17 protein-coding genes are annotated in these 16261 nt (G+C 71.7%); 6 read left to right on the top strand and 11 right to left on the bottom strand.

The genetic code is table 11. From position 1 onward, the window contains the following. The first annotated feature begins 55 nt into the window (after positions 1–55). Positions 56–766, top strand: coding sequence for a globin domain-containing protein (locus ACWEOE_RS30205; protein WP_452015072.1), 711 nt, complete (start codon positions 56–58; stop codon positions 764–766). A gap of 91 nt (positions 767–857) precedes the next feature. Here ACWEOE_RS30205 and ACWEOE_RS30200 read toward each other — a convergent pair whose 3' ends face one another. Next, positions 858–1883: a 6-phosphofructokinase gene (locus ACWEOE_RS30200; RefSeq protein ID WP_452015070.1), complete on the bottom strand. Its 1026-nt coding sequence runs from the start codon at positions 1881–1883 to the stop codon at positions 858–860. 289 nt (positions 1884–2172) lie between these two features. Here ACWEOE_RS30200 and ACWEOE_RS30195 point away from each other — a divergent pair, with 289 nt between their 5' ends. Further along, positions 2173–3264: a 3-deoxy-7-phosphoheptulonate synthase gene (locus ACWEOE_RS30195; RefSeq protein ID WP_452015068.1), complete on the top strand. Its 1092-nt coding sequence runs from the start codon at positions 2173–2175 to the stop codon at positions 3262–3264. Positions 3265–3423: 159 nt separating this feature from the next. Here ACWEOE_RS30195 and ACWEOE_RS30190 read toward each other — a convergent pair whose 3' ends face one another. The 3 genes from ACWEOE_RS30190 to ACWEOE_RS30180 form a co-directional block, all read right to left on the bottom strand. Further along, positions 3424–4392 carry a S41 family peptidase gene (locus ACWEOE_RS30190; RefSeq protein ID WP_452015066.1) on the bottom strand — a complete coding sequence of 323 codons (969 nt, stop codon included), beginning with the start codon at positions 4390–4392 and terminating at the stop codon, positions 3424–3426. A 24-nt stretch (positions 4393–4416) separates the two neighbouring features. Further along, positions 4417–4905: a polyadenylate-specific 3'-exoribonuclease AS gene (locus ACWEOE_RS30185; protein ID WP_354873748.1), complete on the bottom strand. Its 489-nt coding sequence runs from the start codon at positions 4903–4905 to the stop codon at positions 4417–4419. A 73-nt stretch (positions 4906–4978) separates the two neighbouring features. After that, positions 4979–5740 carry a lysophospholipid acyltransferase family protein gene (locus ACWEOE_RS30180; RefSeq protein ID WP_452015233.1) on the bottom strand — a complete coding sequence of 254 codons (762 nt, stop codon included), beginning with the start codon at positions 5738–5740 and terminating at the stop codon, positions 4979–4981. Between the two features lie 220 nt (positions 5741–5960). Between ACWEOE_RS30180 and ACWEOE_RS30175 the strand changes: the two genes are divergently transcribed. Genes ACWEOE_RS30175 through ACWEOE_RS30165 form a run of 3 tightly spaced genes read left to right on the top strand, consistent with a single transcriptional unit; the run spans position 5961 to position 8396 of the window. Then, positions 5961–6725, top strand: a complete 765-nt coding sequence (locus ACWEOE_RS30175) for an alpha/beta hydrolase (protein ID WP_452015063.1) — start codon at positions 5961–5963, stop codon at positions 6723–6725. Continuing rightward, positions 6725–7249: a hypothetical protein gene (locus ACWEOE_RS30170; RefSeq protein WP_452015061.1), complete on the top strand. Its 525-nt coding sequence runs from the start codon at positions 6725–6727 to the stop codon at positions 7247–7249. Before ACWEOE_RS30175 ends, ACWEOE_RS30170 begins: the two co-directional genes overlap by 1 nt. 10 nt (positions 7250–7259) lie before the next feature. After that, on the top strand, positions 7260–8396 hold the full coding sequence (locus ACWEOE_RS30165) for a glutamate--cysteine ligase (RefSeq protein WP_452015059.1): 1137 nt from the start codon (positions 7260–7262) through the stop codon (positions 8394–8396). Between the two features lie 55 nt (positions 8397–8451). Here ACWEOE_RS30165 and ACWEOE_RS30160 read toward each other — a convergent pair whose 3' ends face one another. From ACWEOE_RS30160 to ACWEOE_RS30130, 7 genes are all read right to left on the bottom strand, one after another. Then, positions 8452–9315, bottom strand: a complete 864-nt coding sequence (locus ACWEOE_RS30160) for an NUDIX domain-containing protein (RefSeq protein ID WP_452015057.1) — start codon at positions 9313–9315, stop codon at positions 8452–8454. 609 nt (positions 9316–9924) lie between these two features. Beyond that, on the bottom strand, positions 9925–10878 hold the full coding sequence (locus ACWEOE_RS30155) for an ROK family protein (RefSeq protein WP_452015231.1): 954 nt from the start codon (positions 10876–10878) through the stop codon (positions 9925–9927). Positions 10879–10893: 15 nt separating this feature from the next. Then, positions 10894–11358 carry a hypothetical protein gene (locus ACWEOE_RS30150; protein WP_452015055.1) on the bottom strand — a complete coding sequence of 155 codons (465 nt, stop codon included), beginning with the start codon at positions 11356–11358 and terminating at the stop codon, positions 10894–10896. Beyond that, positions 11355–12515, bottom strand: a complete 1161-nt coding sequence (locus ACWEOE_RS30145) for an ArsA family ATPase (RefSeq protein WP_452015053.1) — start codon at positions 12513–12515, stop codon at positions 11355–11357. Before ACWEOE_RS30145 ends, ACWEOE_RS30150 begins: the two co-directional genes overlap by 4 nt. 5 nt (positions 12516–12520) lie before the next feature. Next, a complete protein-coding gene (locus tag ACWEOE_RS30140) occupies positions 12521–12958 on the bottom strand; it encodes an SRPBCC family protein (RefSeq protein ID WP_452015051.1) in 438 nt (145 codons plus the stop codon). A 27-nt stretch (positions 12959–12985) separates the two neighbouring features. Continuing rightward, on the bottom strand, positions 12986–13780 hold the full coding sequence (locus ACWEOE_RS30135) for a metallophosphoesterase family protein (RefSeq protein ID WP_452015049.1): 795 nt from the start codon (positions 13778–13780) through the stop codon (positions 12986–12988). Positions 13781–13789: 9 nt separating this feature from the next. Beyond that, positions 13790–14242: a polyketide cyclase / dehydrase and lipid transport gene (locus ACWEOE_RS30130; RefSeq protein ID WP_452015047.1), complete on the bottom strand. Its 453-nt coding sequence runs from the start codon at positions 14240–14242 to the stop codon at positions 13790–13792. Positions 14243–14356: 114 nt separating this feature from the next. Here ACWEOE_RS30130 and ACWEOE_RS30125 point away from each other — a divergent pair, with 114 nt between their 5' ends. Continuing rightward, positions 14357–16153, top strand: a complete 1797-nt coding sequence (locus ACWEOE_RS30125) for an AMP-dependent synthetase/ligase (RefSeq protein WP_452015045.1) — start codon at positions 14357–14359, stop codon at positions 16151–16153. Positions 16154–16261 lie beyond the last annotated feature (108 nt).

The following is a 16261-nucleotide window of genomic DNA, read 5'->3' as shown; positions in this document are numbered from 1 at the left end:
ACGCACCGAAAAGTACGTGGTTGCCCGGCCGGACCGAGTGCGGTCTGCTGGCCGCATGACGGTGCAATACCTGCGCTACACGATCCCGGCCGAGCGCGCGGCCGCGTTCGAGGACGCGTGCGCCGCGGAGCTCTCGAAGGCGCCCCGGTGCACCGGCCACGACCTGCGGCGCAGTGTCTCCGACCCCACGCGCTACGTCCTCACGATCCACTGGGCCTCACCCGACCACCACCTCGCCCCCGACGGCCCGCTTGGGGCTTTCGCCGGCTCCGGCCAAGATCTGGGCCACTACGCGTCCACCAGCGAGCCCCCCACGCTGTACGAGTGGGCCGGCGGTGCTCCCGCGCTCGTCCGGCTGCTGCAGGTGTTCTACGGCCACGTGCTCGAAGACCCGTTGCTGGAGCCCGTGTTCCGCGGCATGCACGCCCACCACGCCGAACACGTCGCCACCTGGCTCGGCGAGGTCCTCGGCGGCCCACCGGCCTACTCGACCCACCACGGCGGGCACCCGCACATGATCGGCCGCCACCTCGGCCGCGGCATCACGGAGGAACAGCGCCGCCGCTGGGTGACGCTGCTGCTGGACGCACTGGACGAGACCGGCATGCCCGACGACCCGGAGTTCCGGGCGTCCTTCGCCGGCTACGCCGAGTGGGGCAGCCGGCTGGCGGTGGTGTTCTCGGCACCGGGAGCTTCACCGGCGGTGGATGAGCCGGTGCCGCAGTGGGGGTGGGTGCGGCCGCCTTGGCCGGCACCCGCGGATTAGCCGATCGGCGCAAACCAAGCCCACCAAGGCAATCCGGCCGCAAGAACCCGCAAGCCGGGCGGGGCCGAAACCCCGCCCGGCGCAAGAAGACTCAGCCGAAGAAGACTTCAGCCTCTTCGTAGCGCTCCAGCGGCACCGTCTTCAGCTCTTCGGTCGCCTCCGAGAGCTTGACGCGGACGATGTCCGTGCCCTTCAACGCCACCATCACGCCGAAGTCGCCGTCGGCGACCGCGTCCACGGCGTGGAGGCCGAAGCGCGTGGCGAGCACGCGGTCGTACGCGGTCGGGGTGCCGCCGCGCTGGACGTGGCCGAGCACGACGGCCCGGGACTCCTTGCCGGTGCGCGCGGCGATCTCGTCGGCCAGCCAGGTGCCGATGCCGCCGAGGCGGACGTGGCCGAAGGCGTCCTTTTCGCCGGTCAGCAGGCTCTCCTCGCCGCCCTCGGGCAGCGCGCCCTCGGCGACGACGATGATCGGCGCGTACTCCTTCTCGAAGCGGCGCTCGACCCACTCGACGACCTGGTCGACGGAGAACTGCCGCTCCGGCACCAGGATCACGCTCGCGCCGCCGGCCAGGCCGGAGTGCAGGGCGATCCAGCCGGCGTGGCGGCCCATGACCTCCACGACCAGCGCGCGGTGGTGCGACTCGGCCGTGGTGTGCAGGCGGTCGATGGCCTCGGTCGCGATGGAGACGGCGGTGTCGAAGCCGAAGGTGTAGTCGGTGGCGCCCAGGTCGTTGTCGATGGTCTTGGGCACCCCGACGACGCCGATGCCGTCGTCGGTCAGGCGCTTCGCGACACCGAGGGTGTCCTCGCCGCCGATCGCGATCAGGGCGTCGATCTCCTGCTCGGCGAGCACGGCCTTGATCTTCTCGACGCCGCCGTCGACCTTGTACGGGTTGGTCCGCGACGAACGCAGGATCGTGCCGCCGCGCGTGAGGATGTCCTCGACGTCGCGCAGGCCGAGCGGCTTGCTCTCGCCGGTGAGCGGCCCCTGCCACCCGTTGCGGAAGCCGGTGAACTCCCAGCCGTGCACCTCGATGCCCTTGCGGACCACCGCGCGGATCACCGCGTTCAGGCCCGGGCAGTCACCGCCACCCGTCAGCACACCGACACGCATCTCTTGCCTCCGTCGTTTCTCATGGGGAGATCGCAGTCACAGTCCGACGCCAGAGTAGCGGCATTCGTCTGGATCGGTGCAGCGCGTACCACCTGGCGAATCGGTCCGCGCACCACCGGCGGTGAGGAGTGTGCTAGCTTGATCGCGTGCAGCGCTATTTCTGGTTTACGAAGCCGGCCCCGGGTGGGCACGGCGGCGTGAACCTGCGCTGAGCCCCACCCGAGCCGGATTCGAAACCGGCTCGGCGAACTCCCGCGGGTCGGTGTCCACCAGGAAGGAACCACCCGCCGTGACCACCCCGCAGCTGACCGCCGGGCCCGCCGATGCGAGCACCCTCGACAACCAGCGCACCACGTCGATCAGCCCGCTGATCTCCCCCGCCCTGCTCCGCGAGGACCATCCCGTGGACGCCGCCGTGGCGAAGGTCGTGCACGCCGGCCGCACCGAGACCGTCGACATCCTCGACGGCCGCGACGACCGCCTCGCCGTGGTCGTCGGCCCGTGCTCGGTCCACGACCCCGCGGCCGCGCTGGAGTACGCCCACAAGCTGGCCGCCAAGGCCGAGGAGCTGCGCGGCGACCTGCACATCGTGATGCGCGTGTACTTCGAGAAGCCGCGCACCACGCTGGGCTGGAAGGGCCTGATCAACGACCCCGACCTCGATGGCACTTTCGCCGTGAACAAGGGCCTGCGCCTGGCCCGCAAGCTGCTGCTCGACGTGTCGGCGCTCGGCCTGCCGGTGGGTTGCGAGTTCCTGGACCCGATCACGCCGCAGTTCATCGCCGACATCGTCACGTGGGGCTCGATCGGCGCGCGCACGGCGGCGAGCCAGGTGCACCGCCAGATGTGCAGCGCGCTGTCGATGCCGGTGGGCATCAAGAACTCGGTGGAGGGCGACATCCAGGTGGCGGTGGACGCCACCCGCGCCGCCGCCGCGTCGCACGTGTTCCCGGGCATCAACACCGACGGCCTCGCGGCCCTCCTGACGACATCGGGCAACCCCGACTGCCACGTGATCCTGCGCGGCAGCTCACAGGGCCCCAACTACGACGCCGCCTCGGTCAGCGAGACCCTCGGCCGCCTCGCCAAGTCGGGCCTGCCGGAGCGCGTGATCATCGACGCCAGCCACGGCAACAGCAACAAGGACCACGTCCGCTCCCGCGAGGTCGTGCTGGAGCTCGCTTCCCGGATCGCCGCCGGCGAGCGCGGGATCGTCGGGCTGATGATGGAAAGCTTACTGACGGCAGGCGCGCAGAAACTGGTGCTGGGCCACGCTTCGGAGCTCACGTACGGGCAGTCGATCACCGACGCCTGCCTCGACTGGGACACGACGGCGGACCTGCTGGACACGCTGGCGGGTGCGGTGCGAGCGCGGCGCTGAGCGAATTTCGATCGGGCGCCTCGGTTCCGGCCGGGGCACCCGGGCCGCGGGCGGGCAGGTATCAAGACCGGCGAGGGAAGAAGTTGCTCATCCTCGCAAGTGCGCTGGCCCTCGAGTGGGTCGAACGACGTCGCCGAGATGCGAGTGCGGCGGCGAGCCTCAGTGGGTACAGCCGGGCTGGGTGTGGAGCCACGCTGACGCGGCCGCGATCACCTCGTCGGTGGTCGCGCTCGCGGGCAGTGGGTGGTCGGGTTCGATGGGGGTGTTGTCGTAGACCCGGCCGGTTCGGTCGGCGTCTCGCACGGTCGTGATCAGCAGTTGGGCGCCGTCGCTGAGGGGGAAGACCGCGTTGCCCGTCGCGAAGCCCGCGGTGGGCTGGCCGAACGTGGTGGCGCGGGCGAGGCCGCGGAAGGCGATGAGGGTCGCTTCGCCCGAGCTGCCGGTGCGGGCGGAGGTGAGGACGGCGACCGGGGGTTGCGGGTGGGCCAACCGAAACGGGTTGGCTTCGGCATACGCCGCGGTGCCGACCGTGAGGCGGCCGGCGTGCAGGGTCCACGGGGTTGAACCGTCCGGGCCTTCGAACGAGCCCAGCGGACCGTCGTCGAGAAGCGGAGAAACAACGGTCAGCATCGGGTGCATGTCGCCGCCGCCGTTGTCGCGCAGGTCGACGATCCAGCCGCACGGGTGGCTCGCGTCGCCGGAGCGGAGGGCAGCCACGCCGGCGGCGACGTAGCGGCCTGCCGCGGCCGGGTTCAGGTGGAATTCGGGCACCGTCAGCACGGCCACGTCACCGTGGGTGCGGCCGCTGGGCACGGCGACGGTCGCCGGTGGCGCGGGCACGGCCTGCACGGGGCCGCGCAGGCTCGTATGCGGATTGCTCAGCTCGGCGATCACGTTGCGGATCGCCGAGTACGTGCCCGCCGGCTCGGTCACGCCCTCGATCCGGCGCAGAGCGGCGGCTTGCGCACCCGGCCAGTCGACGGAGTCGCGATCGATCGAATGAGCCCGAAGCAGGGCGAGCGCGGTGAGCAGGTAGGCGCGCACCGGATCGGGGCGCGGGACCGCCGCGGCCGTGACGAGTCCGAGCACCGACACCAGCACGACGAACCCGACCAGCACTCGGCGCACCCAGAACTCCCCCAGGAGAAAACCTCAGCGACGCCGGAACGCCGGTTCGATCACTTCCCAGCGTTGCAGGTTGTGTTTCGCGTCCGCAAGCGCGTCGTGTTGATCCGTCGGCGCCAACGGCAGCTTCGGCTTCCCCGCGTCTTCCCAGCGTTGGCGCAGGTCGCGGGTGAACCGCGGCAGCTGGCGGGGCAGGGCGGGCATCGGGCCCCACAGCTGGGCGAGGGCGACGTGGTCGTAGGCCGCGAACCAGGCCCACAGTTCGATGCCGCCCGGGGGCTTGCCGAAGAACTCGAGCAGGTCGGTGCGGATCTTCTCGCGGCTGCGCCACGCGCGGTCAGCCGGGGACGGCAGCTTGGGCAGCACGTTGTCGCGCACCCACGGGCCCGCCTTGGCCGGATCGAAGTCGGTGGAGACGGCGTAGAACTCGCGGCCGCGTTCGTCGACGACACCGATCGACACCAGGTCGATGGTCACGCCGTCTTCGATGAATTCGGTGTCGTAGAAGAAACGCATCACGAAAAATTAGCAGCGGCGCGAAGCGCCTCCGTTGAGGGTGGTGGAGGGGAGGAAGGCGGAGCCTGGCCAGCTAGCCTGCCTTGGCCTCGGGCACCCGGTCGGCGTCGCGACCGGAGGGCTGCGCGGGCACCTTCGGCTTCACGCCGGAAGCCTCGGCCGCCAGCAGTTCCTTGGCCTTCGCGGCGTAGATGTCCACGTACTCCTGGCCAGAGAGCTCCATGAGCGCGTACATGATCTCGTCGGTGATCGAACGCTCGATGAAGCGGTCGCCGGACAGGCCGTCGTAGCGGGAGAAGTCGAGGGGGGCACCGAAACGGATCTCGAGGCGGCGCGGCCACCACATCTTGGAGCCGATCGGGTTGACCTTGTCCGTGCCGATCATGGCCACGGGCACCACCACGCCCTTGGACTCCAGGGCGATGCGCGCGACGCCGGTCTTGCCCTTGTACAGCCGTCCGTCGGGCGAGCGCGTGCCCTCCGGGTAGATGCCGAGGAGGTGACCCTGCTTCACGAGCCGGGTGGCGGTGTCGAGGGCGGCCTGCGCCGCGTTGCCGCTGGAGCGGTCGATGGGGAACTGGCCGACGCCGGTGAAGAACCACTTCTTGAGCAAGCCCTTGAGGCCCGGCTCGGTGAAGTACTCCGACTTCGCCGGGAACGTCACCTTGCGCTTCACGCGGATCGGCATGAAGAACGAGTCGGCCACCGCCAGGTGGTTGCCGGCGAGGATCGCGCCTCCGGTCTCGGGGATGTTCTCGGCGCCGACGACTTTCGTCGGCCAGAGCAACCTGAGCAGTGGTCCGATGAAGACGAACTTCATGAGCCAGTACAGCACCGCGCGCCAGTCCTTCCCGAGGCTCAACGACAGTTCCCAGTGGTCAAGCCTACGAAACCGGGCGGTGTGCGCACAATGCGGGACGAGCCGCTACTGGGTGGCAGCGATCGATCTCACAGCGCCAGCAGCGGGTTTCGGGCACCGGCCGGGCCCCCACAAGACCACCCGACCGTGAGAGCATGGAAGACCTACACCTCATCCGATCGGAAGGGCGTTCGTCATGGGCGTGCTCGCCGGCGCGGAACCGTTCGCCCACACCGGTTCCTCCGGGGCCGGTTTCCTGCTGTGCCACGGCTTCACCGGTACGCCGGCGGGGCTGCGGGCCTGGGGTGACCACCTGGCCGAGGCCGGGTTCGGCGTGCGCTGCCCGCTGCTGCCGGGACACGGCACGCGCTGGCAGGACCTCAACCGGACCACCTGGGAAGACTGGTACGGCGCCGTCCGCGAGGAGCTGCTCGCCCTGCTGCCCGGACACGACACGGTGTTCGTCGGCGGGCTGTCGATGGGCGGCACGCTCGCGCTGCGGCTGGCCGAGGAGTTCGGTGACCGGATCGCCGGGATCGTGCTGGTCAACCCGTCGGTCACGCGGCTGAGCGCCGACGCGAAGCTGCTGCCGCTGCTCGCGCGCGTGGTCCCGTCGATCTCCGCGATCGCCAACGACATCGCTAAGCCGGGCGTGACCGAGCTGGCCTACCCGCGCACGCCGGTGCGCGCCGCCGCGAGCCTGGCGCGCCTGTGGAAGATCGTGCGCGCCGATCTGGGCAAGGTCACGCAGCCGGTGCTGCTGCTGCACTCCGCCGTCGATCACGTGGTGGAGCCCGAGAACTCGCGGATCGTGCTGGCCGGGATCGCCAGCACGGACGTGACCGAGGTGGTGCTCGAGAACAGCTTCCACGTCGCGACGCAGGACAACGACGCGGAACTGATCTTCAACCGCAGTGTCGACTTCGCCCGGGCGCTGCGGGCGGGACAGGTGGGTGCCTGATGACCCGGGGGAAAGGCACGGACGGCCCCGAGGACGTCGACGCGACGTTCGCCGAGATCGTGGCCGACCTGCGCGCCGAGGGCGTCGGCTTGTTCCTCCCCGAGGACGCGCTCGAGCTCGCCGACGACCCGACGGCCGAGCAGGCCGGTGAAGAGGCCGCGCCGCCGGTCGCGAAGACCGACGCGAAGCCCGACAAGGCGCCAGAAGCCGACGACTCCTGGCGCACGGGCGGCACCACGTGGGACACCACGATGTTCGAGGACGACCCGGCCGAGGACGACGAGCACTTCGTGCCGCCGGAGCCCCCGCCGCTGCCGCGTCCGCGCAAGGGCGCGTTCGTGGTGCTGCTGTTCTTCGTGGTCGGGTTGTTGCTGCTGATCGTGCCGAACCTGATCGGCGTCGGGCCCGCGCTGGCGACGCCGCTGGGCATCCTGGCGCTCGCCACGGCCATCGCGCTCCTGCTGCTGCGGGTGCGCCAGGGCCCGCCGCCCGGCGCCGACCCGACCAACGGCGCCCAGGTCTGACCGGGCGGGTATGCGGATCGACTTCAACCCTTCGCGCCGTTCGACGATCGGGGCGGAGTGGGAGCTGGCGCTGGTGGACCGGCGCAGCGGCGAGCTGGCGTCGGTCGCGGAACGGATCCTCGACGCGGTGCGCCCCGACGGCGCCGCCGAGCACCCGAGGATCAAGCAGGAGCTGCTGCTCAACACCATCGAGGTGATCAGCGGCGTCTGCGACACCGTCGCCGAGGTGAAGGCCGATCTGGCCGCGTCGCTCGACGTGGTGCACACCGTGACCGATCCGCTGGGCGTGGAGCTGTTCTCGGCGGGCACGCACCCGTTCTCCAACTGGTACCACCAGAAGGTGACCGACAAGGCCCGGTACGCCAAGCTCATCGACCGCACCCAGTGGTGGGGCCGGCAGATGCTGATCTACGGCGTCCACGTGCACGTGGGTCTCGACCACCGCGACAAGGTGCTGCCGGTGCTCGACGCGCTGCTCAACTACGCGCCGCACCTGCAGGCGCTGTCGGCGTCGTCGCCGTACTGGGGCGCGGAGGACACCGGCTACGCGTCGAACCGCGCGCTGATGTTCCAGCAGCTGCCGACAGCCGGGCTGCCGTTCCAGTTCCGCGAATGGGCGGAGCTGGAGCACTACGTGTCGGACATGTTCACCACCGGCGTGATCGACCACTTCTCCGAGATCCGCTGGGACATCCGCCCCGCGCCGCACTTCGGCACGATCGAGATGCGCGTGTGCGACGGCCTGCCCACGCTGGAGGAGGTCGGCGCGATCGCGGCGCTGACGCAGTGCCTCGTCGAGGACTTCAGCACCCGCCTGGACGCCGGCGAACGGCTGCCGACCCTGCCACCGTGGCACGTGCAGGAGAACAAGTGGCGCGCCGCCCGCTACGGCACCGACGCGATCATCATCCTCGACGCGGCCGGGCGCGAACGGCTCGTGACCGACGACATCGCCGATCTGCTGGAGCGGCTCTCCCCCGCCGCGCGGCGCTTGGACTGCGTCGACGAGCTGCGCGACGTGGAGACGATCCTCGAGTACGGGCCGAGCTACCGGCGGCAACGGGCGGTGGCGAAGCAGCACAACGGGTCGCTGAAGGCCGTGGTGGCTTCGCTGGTCGCGGAGATGCGGGACGGGATCGCACGTTAGCGATTGCGGTGCGCGCCGCCGTCAATTCGCCCGGCGCATCCGAGCGGAGCACGCCCTAACGGTCCAGCTCCCGCAGCAGCGTGCCCGGGCCCATGATCGAGGCGCCTTCCGCGGTGACGCGGGCGCGCAGCTCGCGGTCGGCCGTGACCACCACGGTGTGGTCCTGCGGGCGGGTGTTCGCGGTGACCTCGACGATGTGCGAGTCGCCGTCGGTCGGCGCCGTGGCGATTTCCACGCCGGGCACCGGGTCGATCCCCCGCGCCTGCCCCTCGACGACGAGCACGACCCGCGGCCACCACGCCCAGCCCGGCCCGGCCCCGATCCCCGCGACGGCGTCGGCGATCCCCCGTTCGGCGAGCCCCGCCAGCCGGTCGCGCAACCGCTCGGCGGCGCCGCGGCGGTCGCGCCACCAGCCGTCGGGCCGGGAGCCCACCACGTTGGCCCCGTCGACGACGAGGACGAGCTCGCGGCCGAGCTGCTCCCGCAGGCCCGGCCACGATTCGGCGAAGTCGCGGTGCAACGGCAGGTCGGCCACCCCGTCCGGCGCGACCCAGCGCAGCTCGGAACTCTCCTGGTTGGCCACGCGCGCGTCGAGCGTGCTGTCGGCGACACCGAGGACGGTCGTGTAGCGCCAGGTGCCGTGGTCCAGCACCGACGCCGCCAGCGCGCGGAACGCGGTCTTCGGCACGTCGGCCTCTTCCCAGGCCTCGCGGGCCGCCGCCTCGCGCGCGGTCTCGCCCGTCTCGAGCGCGCCGCCGGGCAGGGCCCAGGTGCCGCCGTTGTGCACCCACCAGGCGCGCCGCTGCAACAGCACCCCGCGGGCGGGATCCGAGAGGAGCAACCCGGCCGCGCCGTGCGCTCCCCAGTGCAGCCGCCCGCACTCGCACCGCACGAAACGATTGGCGGTCATCGGCGTCACCGGTCCACCTTTTCACACGAAAGCGGTCGCGGGCAGCCTCCGCGCGCCGGAGTGATCGCCACACGGAGGTGGCACGGCAGTCAGCCGGCGACCCCGACCACCGGAGCCTTCGCCGTGGCCAGAGCCAGCGCCGCCGCGCCGACCACGTGACGGGGTCGGCACCGAGCACCAACCGAACTTCGCCGAACGCGACTTGGCCGACCCCCGGCGCGGCAACGACCCGACCGCCGCCGGCCAGCGACCTGCCTGCCCAGCGCAAGCGGAAGATCGGCCGACGACCTCGCACCAGAGGCGCAGCGTCGACCATGGTGGTGAAGCCGGGAACGAGCACCACGGAACTTCGCAGAATGCGACCTGCCCGGCAACCGGCCCAGCGACGACCCGACCACCGTTGGGAACCCGCTTGCTCAGCGCAAAGCCGCAGGTCAGCCGGCGACCCCGACCACCGGAGCCTTCGCCGTGGCCAGAGCCAGCGCCGCCGCACCGACCACGGCGGCGAAACCACCACCAAGCACCAACCGAACTCCGCAAAACGCGACCTACCCGGCGCCGCGACGACCCGACCCCGCAGCCCGGCAACCTGCCCCCAACCCAGCCCAAAGCCGCAGGTCAGCCGGCGACCTCCACCACCGGAGCCTTCGCCGCGTCCAGTGCCAGAGCCGCCGCGCCGACGATCGCGGTGTCGTCGCCGAGGTGGGCGGTGCGGATGCGGGCCAGGGGGCGGTAGCGGGCGCCGGTGATGGCGCCCGCGTAGTGCTCGCGGGCTTCGTCGAGGAACAGGGGCGCCGATTCGGACACGCCGCCGCCGATGACGATGATCTCGGGGTCGAAGACGTCGGCTACCAGGGCCAGGCCTTCGCCCAGCCACTTGGCCAGTTCGGCCATCGCGCGCAGGGCGATGGGGTCGCCGTCGCGGGCGGCGCCGGCGACGCGGCGGCCCGTGACGGAGCCCGGGTCACCCGCGACCTCGCGTGAGAGGACCGTGGAGCGGCCCGGGTAGCGGGCCAGCAGCTCGACGGCGGTGGCGGCGAGCGCCGTCCCGCTGCAGTAGCGCTCCCAGCAGCCGTACTTGCCGCACGGGCAGGCGCGCCCGCCCGGGACCACCGTGAGGTGGCCCAGCTCGGGGGCGACGCCGTAGGCACCGCGGTAGATCTCGCCGTCGAGGAGCAGGCCGGCGCCGATGCCGGTGCCCAGGGCGACCAGGGCCGCGACCTTCGCCCCGCGCGCGGCGCCGAAGCGGTGCTCGCCGACGACGGCCGAGTTCACGTCGTGCTCCAGTGTCACCGGCAGGCCCACGCGCTTCTCGATGCGGTCGGCCACGGGCGCGTCCCGCCACGCGAGGTGCGGCGCGAACATCACCGACCGGCGGTCGCGCGCCACGAAACCCGCCACGGCCAGGCCCACGGCCGCGACGTCGTGGCGGTTGCGCAGGTCCTCGACGACGCCGGCGATGGCGTCCTCGAGCGCGTTCTCCTCACTCGGCGTCCCGACGCGTGCGGTGTCCAGGAGCGATCCCCGCTCGTCCACCACACCGGCGCGCACACTCGTGCCGCCGACGTCCACCCCTATCGTCAGCACTCAGATCTCCTGCTCCGGCCGCCAGTCTTCCCGCTTGCGGACGGCGATGTGCTGCACCCGGGTGACGGCTCCCGGGTCGTCCGCGGGCCCGGTGGGTCCGGCCGCGGGTCTGGGCGCGGGCCGGAACCCCGGCATGTGCACACCCTCGTCGGGCTCCCAGCGATCCGCGAGCACCGCCCGCAACAGCGCCACCAGCTGCGCCGCCTGCTCCAGCAGCCGGGCGGCGAACTCCGGCCGTTCCCCGCGCACGACGGCGACGATCGCACACAACGGGCACCACCCGCACCCCGAGCCCTCCGAAGCATCAGGAGCCCCAGCAGCCTCATGAGCCTCAGCAGGCCCGTGCCCCGAGGCCACCAGACCTTCCAGCCACGGCGCGGCCCGCTCCACCACCAGCTCCACCAGCAGGCGGATCTCCTCCGCCAGCCGCAACCCTTCGGCCGCGTACGCCTCCTGCTCGCTCACGCACGACCCCGGTTCCCGGCCAGGCTGATGACCAGACCATTCGCGTCGGACTCCGCGCCGGTGATCCCGCAGGGCCGCAGCGTCTCGGGCAGGGCGATCAGCCGGCGGAAGCCGTCGACGGTGATCGCCAGATCGTCGTCGACGCGGGCGAGGTCCACGTCGGACTCCCGCTGCAGCGGGATCGCCACCCGCAGCCGGAAGCCGTCGTCCGAAGGCGTGACCTGCAGCAGCGGCGTCACGGGCTTTCCGTTACCGGACAAGGGATCCCGCGGGCCATACAGCTCGCGAGCCAGCTCGGCCAGCGCCTCGGCACCCACCGGCTCACTCGCCCGGTGCTCCACGCGGGCGAGAGCGCCCGGACCGAACCCGGCGGCCGCGAGCTCGGCCAGCACGGCGTCCTGCTGCGCGCGCCGCGTGCGCAGCCACGTGGCGGCCGAACCACGCCAGAACCCGGGCGCGGGCATCAGGCGGTTGGCGATCAGCCCGTCGACAGCGATGCCGCGCAGGGCCAGCGACGTGAGCGTGCGCCGCGCCTCGGCGACCACGACCCGCTCGGGCGTGAGCACCAGCCGCACGGTCGTCACGCTCGGATCGGTGAGCAGCTCGCGCAGCGAGTCCAGGTGTGCGCCCAGGCGCCGCACGGACCCGGCGACGCGGCTCCGCCGTCCGTGGGTCTTGCCCAGGTACCCCGCGACGGCTTCGGGCAGCGCCAGCAGCCGCAGCGTCTCGGCGGTCGGCCCGCAGTCGACCACCACCGTGTCCCACGGCCCGTGCCCGGCCAGGCGCTGCACCTCACCCAGGGCGAGCAGCTCGTCGACGCCCGGGAGCACGGTCAGCTCCTCGGCGTCGAGCGTGTCGAGCCCGGCTCCCGCCAGCAGCGTCCGCAGCTGGTCGCGCAGCTCGTGCCAGGAGCGGTCGGCCAGCGCACGCGAGTCCACCTGGGCGGCCCACAGCCCCGCCGGGGAACCGTCGCCACGCACGTCCACTTCGGATGGTTCGGTGCCCAGCGCCGCGCCGAACGCGTCGCCGAGGGAGTGCGCCGGGTCGGTGGACACCACGAGGGTCTTCCTGCCGCGCCCGGCCAGCGCGGTGGCGGTGGCCGCGGCGAGCGTGGTCTTCCCGACACCCCCCTTGCCGGTGAACAGCAGGATCCGCATGTCGCCTAGCCTTCGGCCCTTCGCTTCAGCTCCTTGAGCGCCGTGTCCATCACCATCTTCTCGGCCTTGCGCCGCAGCAGGCCGATCATCGGCAGCGCCAGCTCGACCGAGAGCGTGTAGGTGACCTTCGTACGCCCGTCCCGCAGCGCCTCCAGCGCGTAGCGGCCGTTCTGCGCCTTCTGCATCTGGCCCTTGACCAGGTGCCAGCTCACGCCGAGGCCGCCCGCGTCCCAGTCGTACTCGAGCGTGTAGACGTCCTTGATCGGCCCGGCGTCCAGGGTCAGCTTCACCTGCTTGGCTCGTCCGGCGTCGTCGGTGCCCAGCACCTCGACCTCCTGGACGGCCTTGGCCCACTCCGGGTACGCGGGGAAGTCGGCGATCACCGTCATCACCCGTTGGGGCTCGGCGTCGACCTCGATGGACTGCGTGGACTGCTCGGCCATGGAACGAAGCGTAGCCGGACTACGTCATCACCAGCGCAGCACGTAGGGCTGCCCGGTCTCCTTGAAGTGACCCACGTTGCGGCACTCGGTGTAACCGAGCCGCCGCCGCGAGGCCAGCGGCTGGTGCACGTGGCCGAACACCGACCAGCGCGGTCGCTGGTCGCGAATGAGCTCCAGCAGGGCCTGCGAACCCAGCTCGGCGCGGCGCGCCACCACGTCGTAGGTCAGCTCGGGCACGGCCGGCGGGATGTGCGTGCACAGCACGTCGACCTGCGAAAGCTTGGCCACACCCTCGTCGAACTCCTCGCGGGCCCGCAGGTACGGGCGCCAGGCCGCACCCTTGCGCGGGCGAGGCACCACCCCTTCGGGCAGCACGGCGCCACCGACGAAGCCGAAGCGCAGGCCGCCGATGGTGGCCACCTCGCCGTCGAGCACCTGCACGCCGTCACCGACGAACTCCGGCCACAGCACGGGCGAGTCGACGTTGCCGGGCGTGGCGTAGGTCGGGGCGGTCATCGAGGCGAACAGCGTGGCGTACTGCTCGCGCACGGCCTCGTCGACGGCCGCGGCCGGGTCGTCGAGCGTGGCCCACAGCGTGCGCGAGTAGGCCACCGTCTCGTCGCGCGTGCCCTCGCGGCGCAGGCGGGCGAACTGCGCCACCTTTTCAGCGCCGAAGAGGGCACCCATGATGCCTTTGTCGTGCTCGCGGTAGTCGACGAAATCCAGCAGGTCGCCGAGCACGACCAGCGCGTCGGCCCCTTCACCCGCCCGCTTCAGCGCGTCGGCGTTGCCGTGCACGTCCGAAACGACGTGAACCCGCACAAGACCCTCCTAGTCCGTGGCCCCGGTGGTCTCGGGCTCTTCGGTCCCGTTGTCTCCGGTCCGGGGTGGGATCCCGGGCTCACGCCCGCCTTCGAGGACGTCCTTCAGCCCCAGTGCGAGGTGCTTCGCCGCGCGGGCCCGCCGGTCGAACTCCCGGCGCAGCTCACGCGGAGTCAGCGTCCGCGGCGCGCCGCCGGGGCCGGCGGGCGTCGCGCGCAGGAAGTAGTGCAGCACGGTGCCGTCGAGCACGGGTTCCAGCCAGACCTCCATGGTACCGACGAGCGCACCGGTCACGGTCCAGCGCAAACCCTTGTCGCCACGGTCGGTGTACACCTGGAGGGAGAGGTCCGGCCAGTAGCGCCGCCAGGCGCCCGGGTCGGCGAACGCCGCGGCGACCGTGCTCGGCGGCACGACGATGAAGGTCTCGTCCACGAGATCGAGAGCGGGTGGTCCGGGGTTCACCGCCGCAGAATGTCACGACCTCGTGCGGCGAGCCGCCGCGGCGTGGTCTTAAGGTCTACGGCAAGCTAAGTTGACCGGCGGGTAACCCCGCACGCGTCGAACACGGAGGTCCACGTGCGCGAATACAGCGCCCCCGCCGGGAAGCCGGTGACCGACGACGAGAACCTGGCGGACGTCGTCTGGGCGAACGCCGAGCGGTTCTCCGACGTCGTGAGCTTCCGGCGGCAGGTCGACGGCACCTGGCTGGACGTCACCGCCAAGGACTTCGCCGACCAGGTCGCGGCCGTGGCCAAGGGGCTGATCGCCGCCGGCGTCGCCCACGGCGACCGGGTCGCGCTGATGTCGAAGACGCGCTACGAGTGGACGCTGATCGACTTCGCCATCTGGGCCGCGGGCGCGGTCACGGTGCCGATCTACGAGACGTCGTCACCCGAGCAGGTGCACTGGATCCTCTCCGACTCGACCGCCACGGCCGTGCTCGTGGAAACCGGCACGCACCGCGGCGCCGTCGACGAGATCCGCGACCGGCTCACCGCGCTGCGCCACACCTGGCAGATCGAGGGCGCCTCCCCCGCCGTCGACGAGCTGACCGCGCTGGGCGCCGAGGTCACCGACGAGCAGCTGCACGCGCGCCGCCGCGAGGTCCGCGCGGGTGAGCTCGCCACGATCGTCTACACCTCGGGCACCACGGGCCGGCCCAAGGGCGTCGAGCTGACGCACCGCAACCTGCTGGCCGAGATCCGCGCCGACATCGACGCGTTCCCCGAGCTCATGGAGCAGGGCAACTCGCTGCTGTGCTTCCTGCCGCTGGCCCACATCCTGGCCCGCGCGCTCGCCGTGACCGCGCTGTCGGCCCGCGTGACGCTGGGCCACACGTCGGACGTGAAGAACCTCGTGGCCGACCTCGGCACGTTCCGGCCGACGTTCGTGGTCGCCGTGCCGCGTGTGTTCGAGAAGGTCTACAACTCGGCCAAGCAGAAGGCCCACGGCGACGGCAAGGGCAAGATCTTCGACGCCGCCGAGGCCGTGGCCGTCGAGTACAGCGAGGCGACGGACAAGGGCAGCGTGCCGCTCGGACTGCGGGCCAAGCACCTGCTGTTCGACAGGCTCGTGTTCAGCAAGCTGCGCGCGGCCCTCGGCGGCCGCTGTGTCGCCGCGGTGTCCGGCGGTGCCCCGCTCGGCGTGCGGCTGGGCCACTTCTTCCGCGGCATCGGCATGCCGGTGTACGAGGGCTACGGCCTCACCGAGACCTCGGCGGCGGCGGCCGTGAGCGTCCGGACGGCGTTCCGGGTCGGCACCGTCGGCAAGCCCGTGGCGGGCACCTCGGTGCGCATCGCCGACGACGGCGAGATCCTGCTCAAGGGCGACGTCGTGTTCGACCGGTACTACAACAACCCGGCCGCGACCGCCGAGGCGCTCACCGAGGGCTGGTTCCACACCGGCGACCTGGGCGAGCTCGACAGCGAGGGTTTCCTCAAGATCACCGGCCGCAAGAAGGAAATCATCGTGACGGCGGGCGGCAAGAACGTCGCGCCGTCGGGCCTCGAGGACACGATGAAGGCGTCGCCGCTGATCAGCCAGGCCATGGTGGTCGGCGACCAGCGCCCGTTCATCGCCGCGCTGGTGACCATCGACGAGGAGTTCTTCCCGTCCTGGAAGATCCAGCACGGCAAGCCCGCGCAGGCCACCGTGTCCGACCTGGCCGGCGACACCGACTTGCTGAGGGAGATCCAGGGCGCCGTCGACGAGGCCAACAAGCAGGTGTCGCACGCCGAGGCGATCAAGAAGTTCACCGTGCTGGCCAAGGACTTCACCGAGGCGAGCGGCGAGATCACGCCTTCGCTGAAGCTCAAGCGCAACGTGGTGACCAAGAACTACGCCTCGGACATCGACGCCCTCTACAAGCGCTAGTCGTCGTGTTGTCTGCCTCGGCTCCGCCGAGGCGTGCGAGACCGCCTTTGAGCCGGCGTCTCGATCAGGCGGTCGGATCGGCCGGGGGCCGATCGCACCGCCTGATCG

The organism is Amycolatopsis sp. NPDC004368, from assembly GCF_053602515.1.
This window is presented reverse-complemented; position numbering and strand designations above follow the sequence as displayed.

What these genes read in the sequence shown, in the direction of transcription:
- ACWEOE_RS30140 (WP_452015051.1), bottom strand. Translation starts at nt 12,958, where the DNA reads ATGGCCGAGCAGTCCACGCAGTCCATCGAGGTCGACGCCGAGCCCCAA.
- ACWEOE_RS30145 (WP_452015053.1), bottom strand. Translation starts at nt 12,515, where the DNA reads ATGCGGATCCTGCTGTTCACCGGCAAGGGGGGTGTCGGGAAGACCACG.
- ACWEOE_RS30200 (WP_452015070.1), bottom strand. Translation starts at nt 1,883, where the DNA reads ATGCGTGTCGGTGTGCTGACGGGTGGCGGTGACTGCCCGGGCCTGAAC.
- ACWEOE_RS30165 (WP_452015059.1), top strand. Translation starts at nt 7,260, where the DNA reads ATGCGGATCGACTTCAACCCTTCGCGCCGTTCGACGATCGGGGCGGAG.
- ACWEOE_RS30170 (WP_452015061.1), top strand. Translation starts at nt 6,725, where the DNA reads ATGACCCGGGGGAAAGGCACGGACGGCCCCGAGGACGTCGACGCGACG.
- ACWEOE_RS30175 (WP_452015063.1), top strand. Translation starts at nt 5,961, where the DNA reads ATGGGCGTGCTCGCCGGCGCGGAACCGTTCGCCCACACCGGTTCCTCC.
- ACWEOE_RS30185 (WP_354873748.1), bottom strand. Translation starts at nt 4,905, where the DNA reads ATGCGTTTCTTCTACGACACCGAATTCATCGAAGACGGCGTGACCATC.
- ACWEOE_RS30205 (WP_452015072.1), top strand. Translation starts at nt 56, where the DNA reads ATGACGGTGCAATACCTGCGCTACACGATCCCGGCCGAGCGCGCGGCC.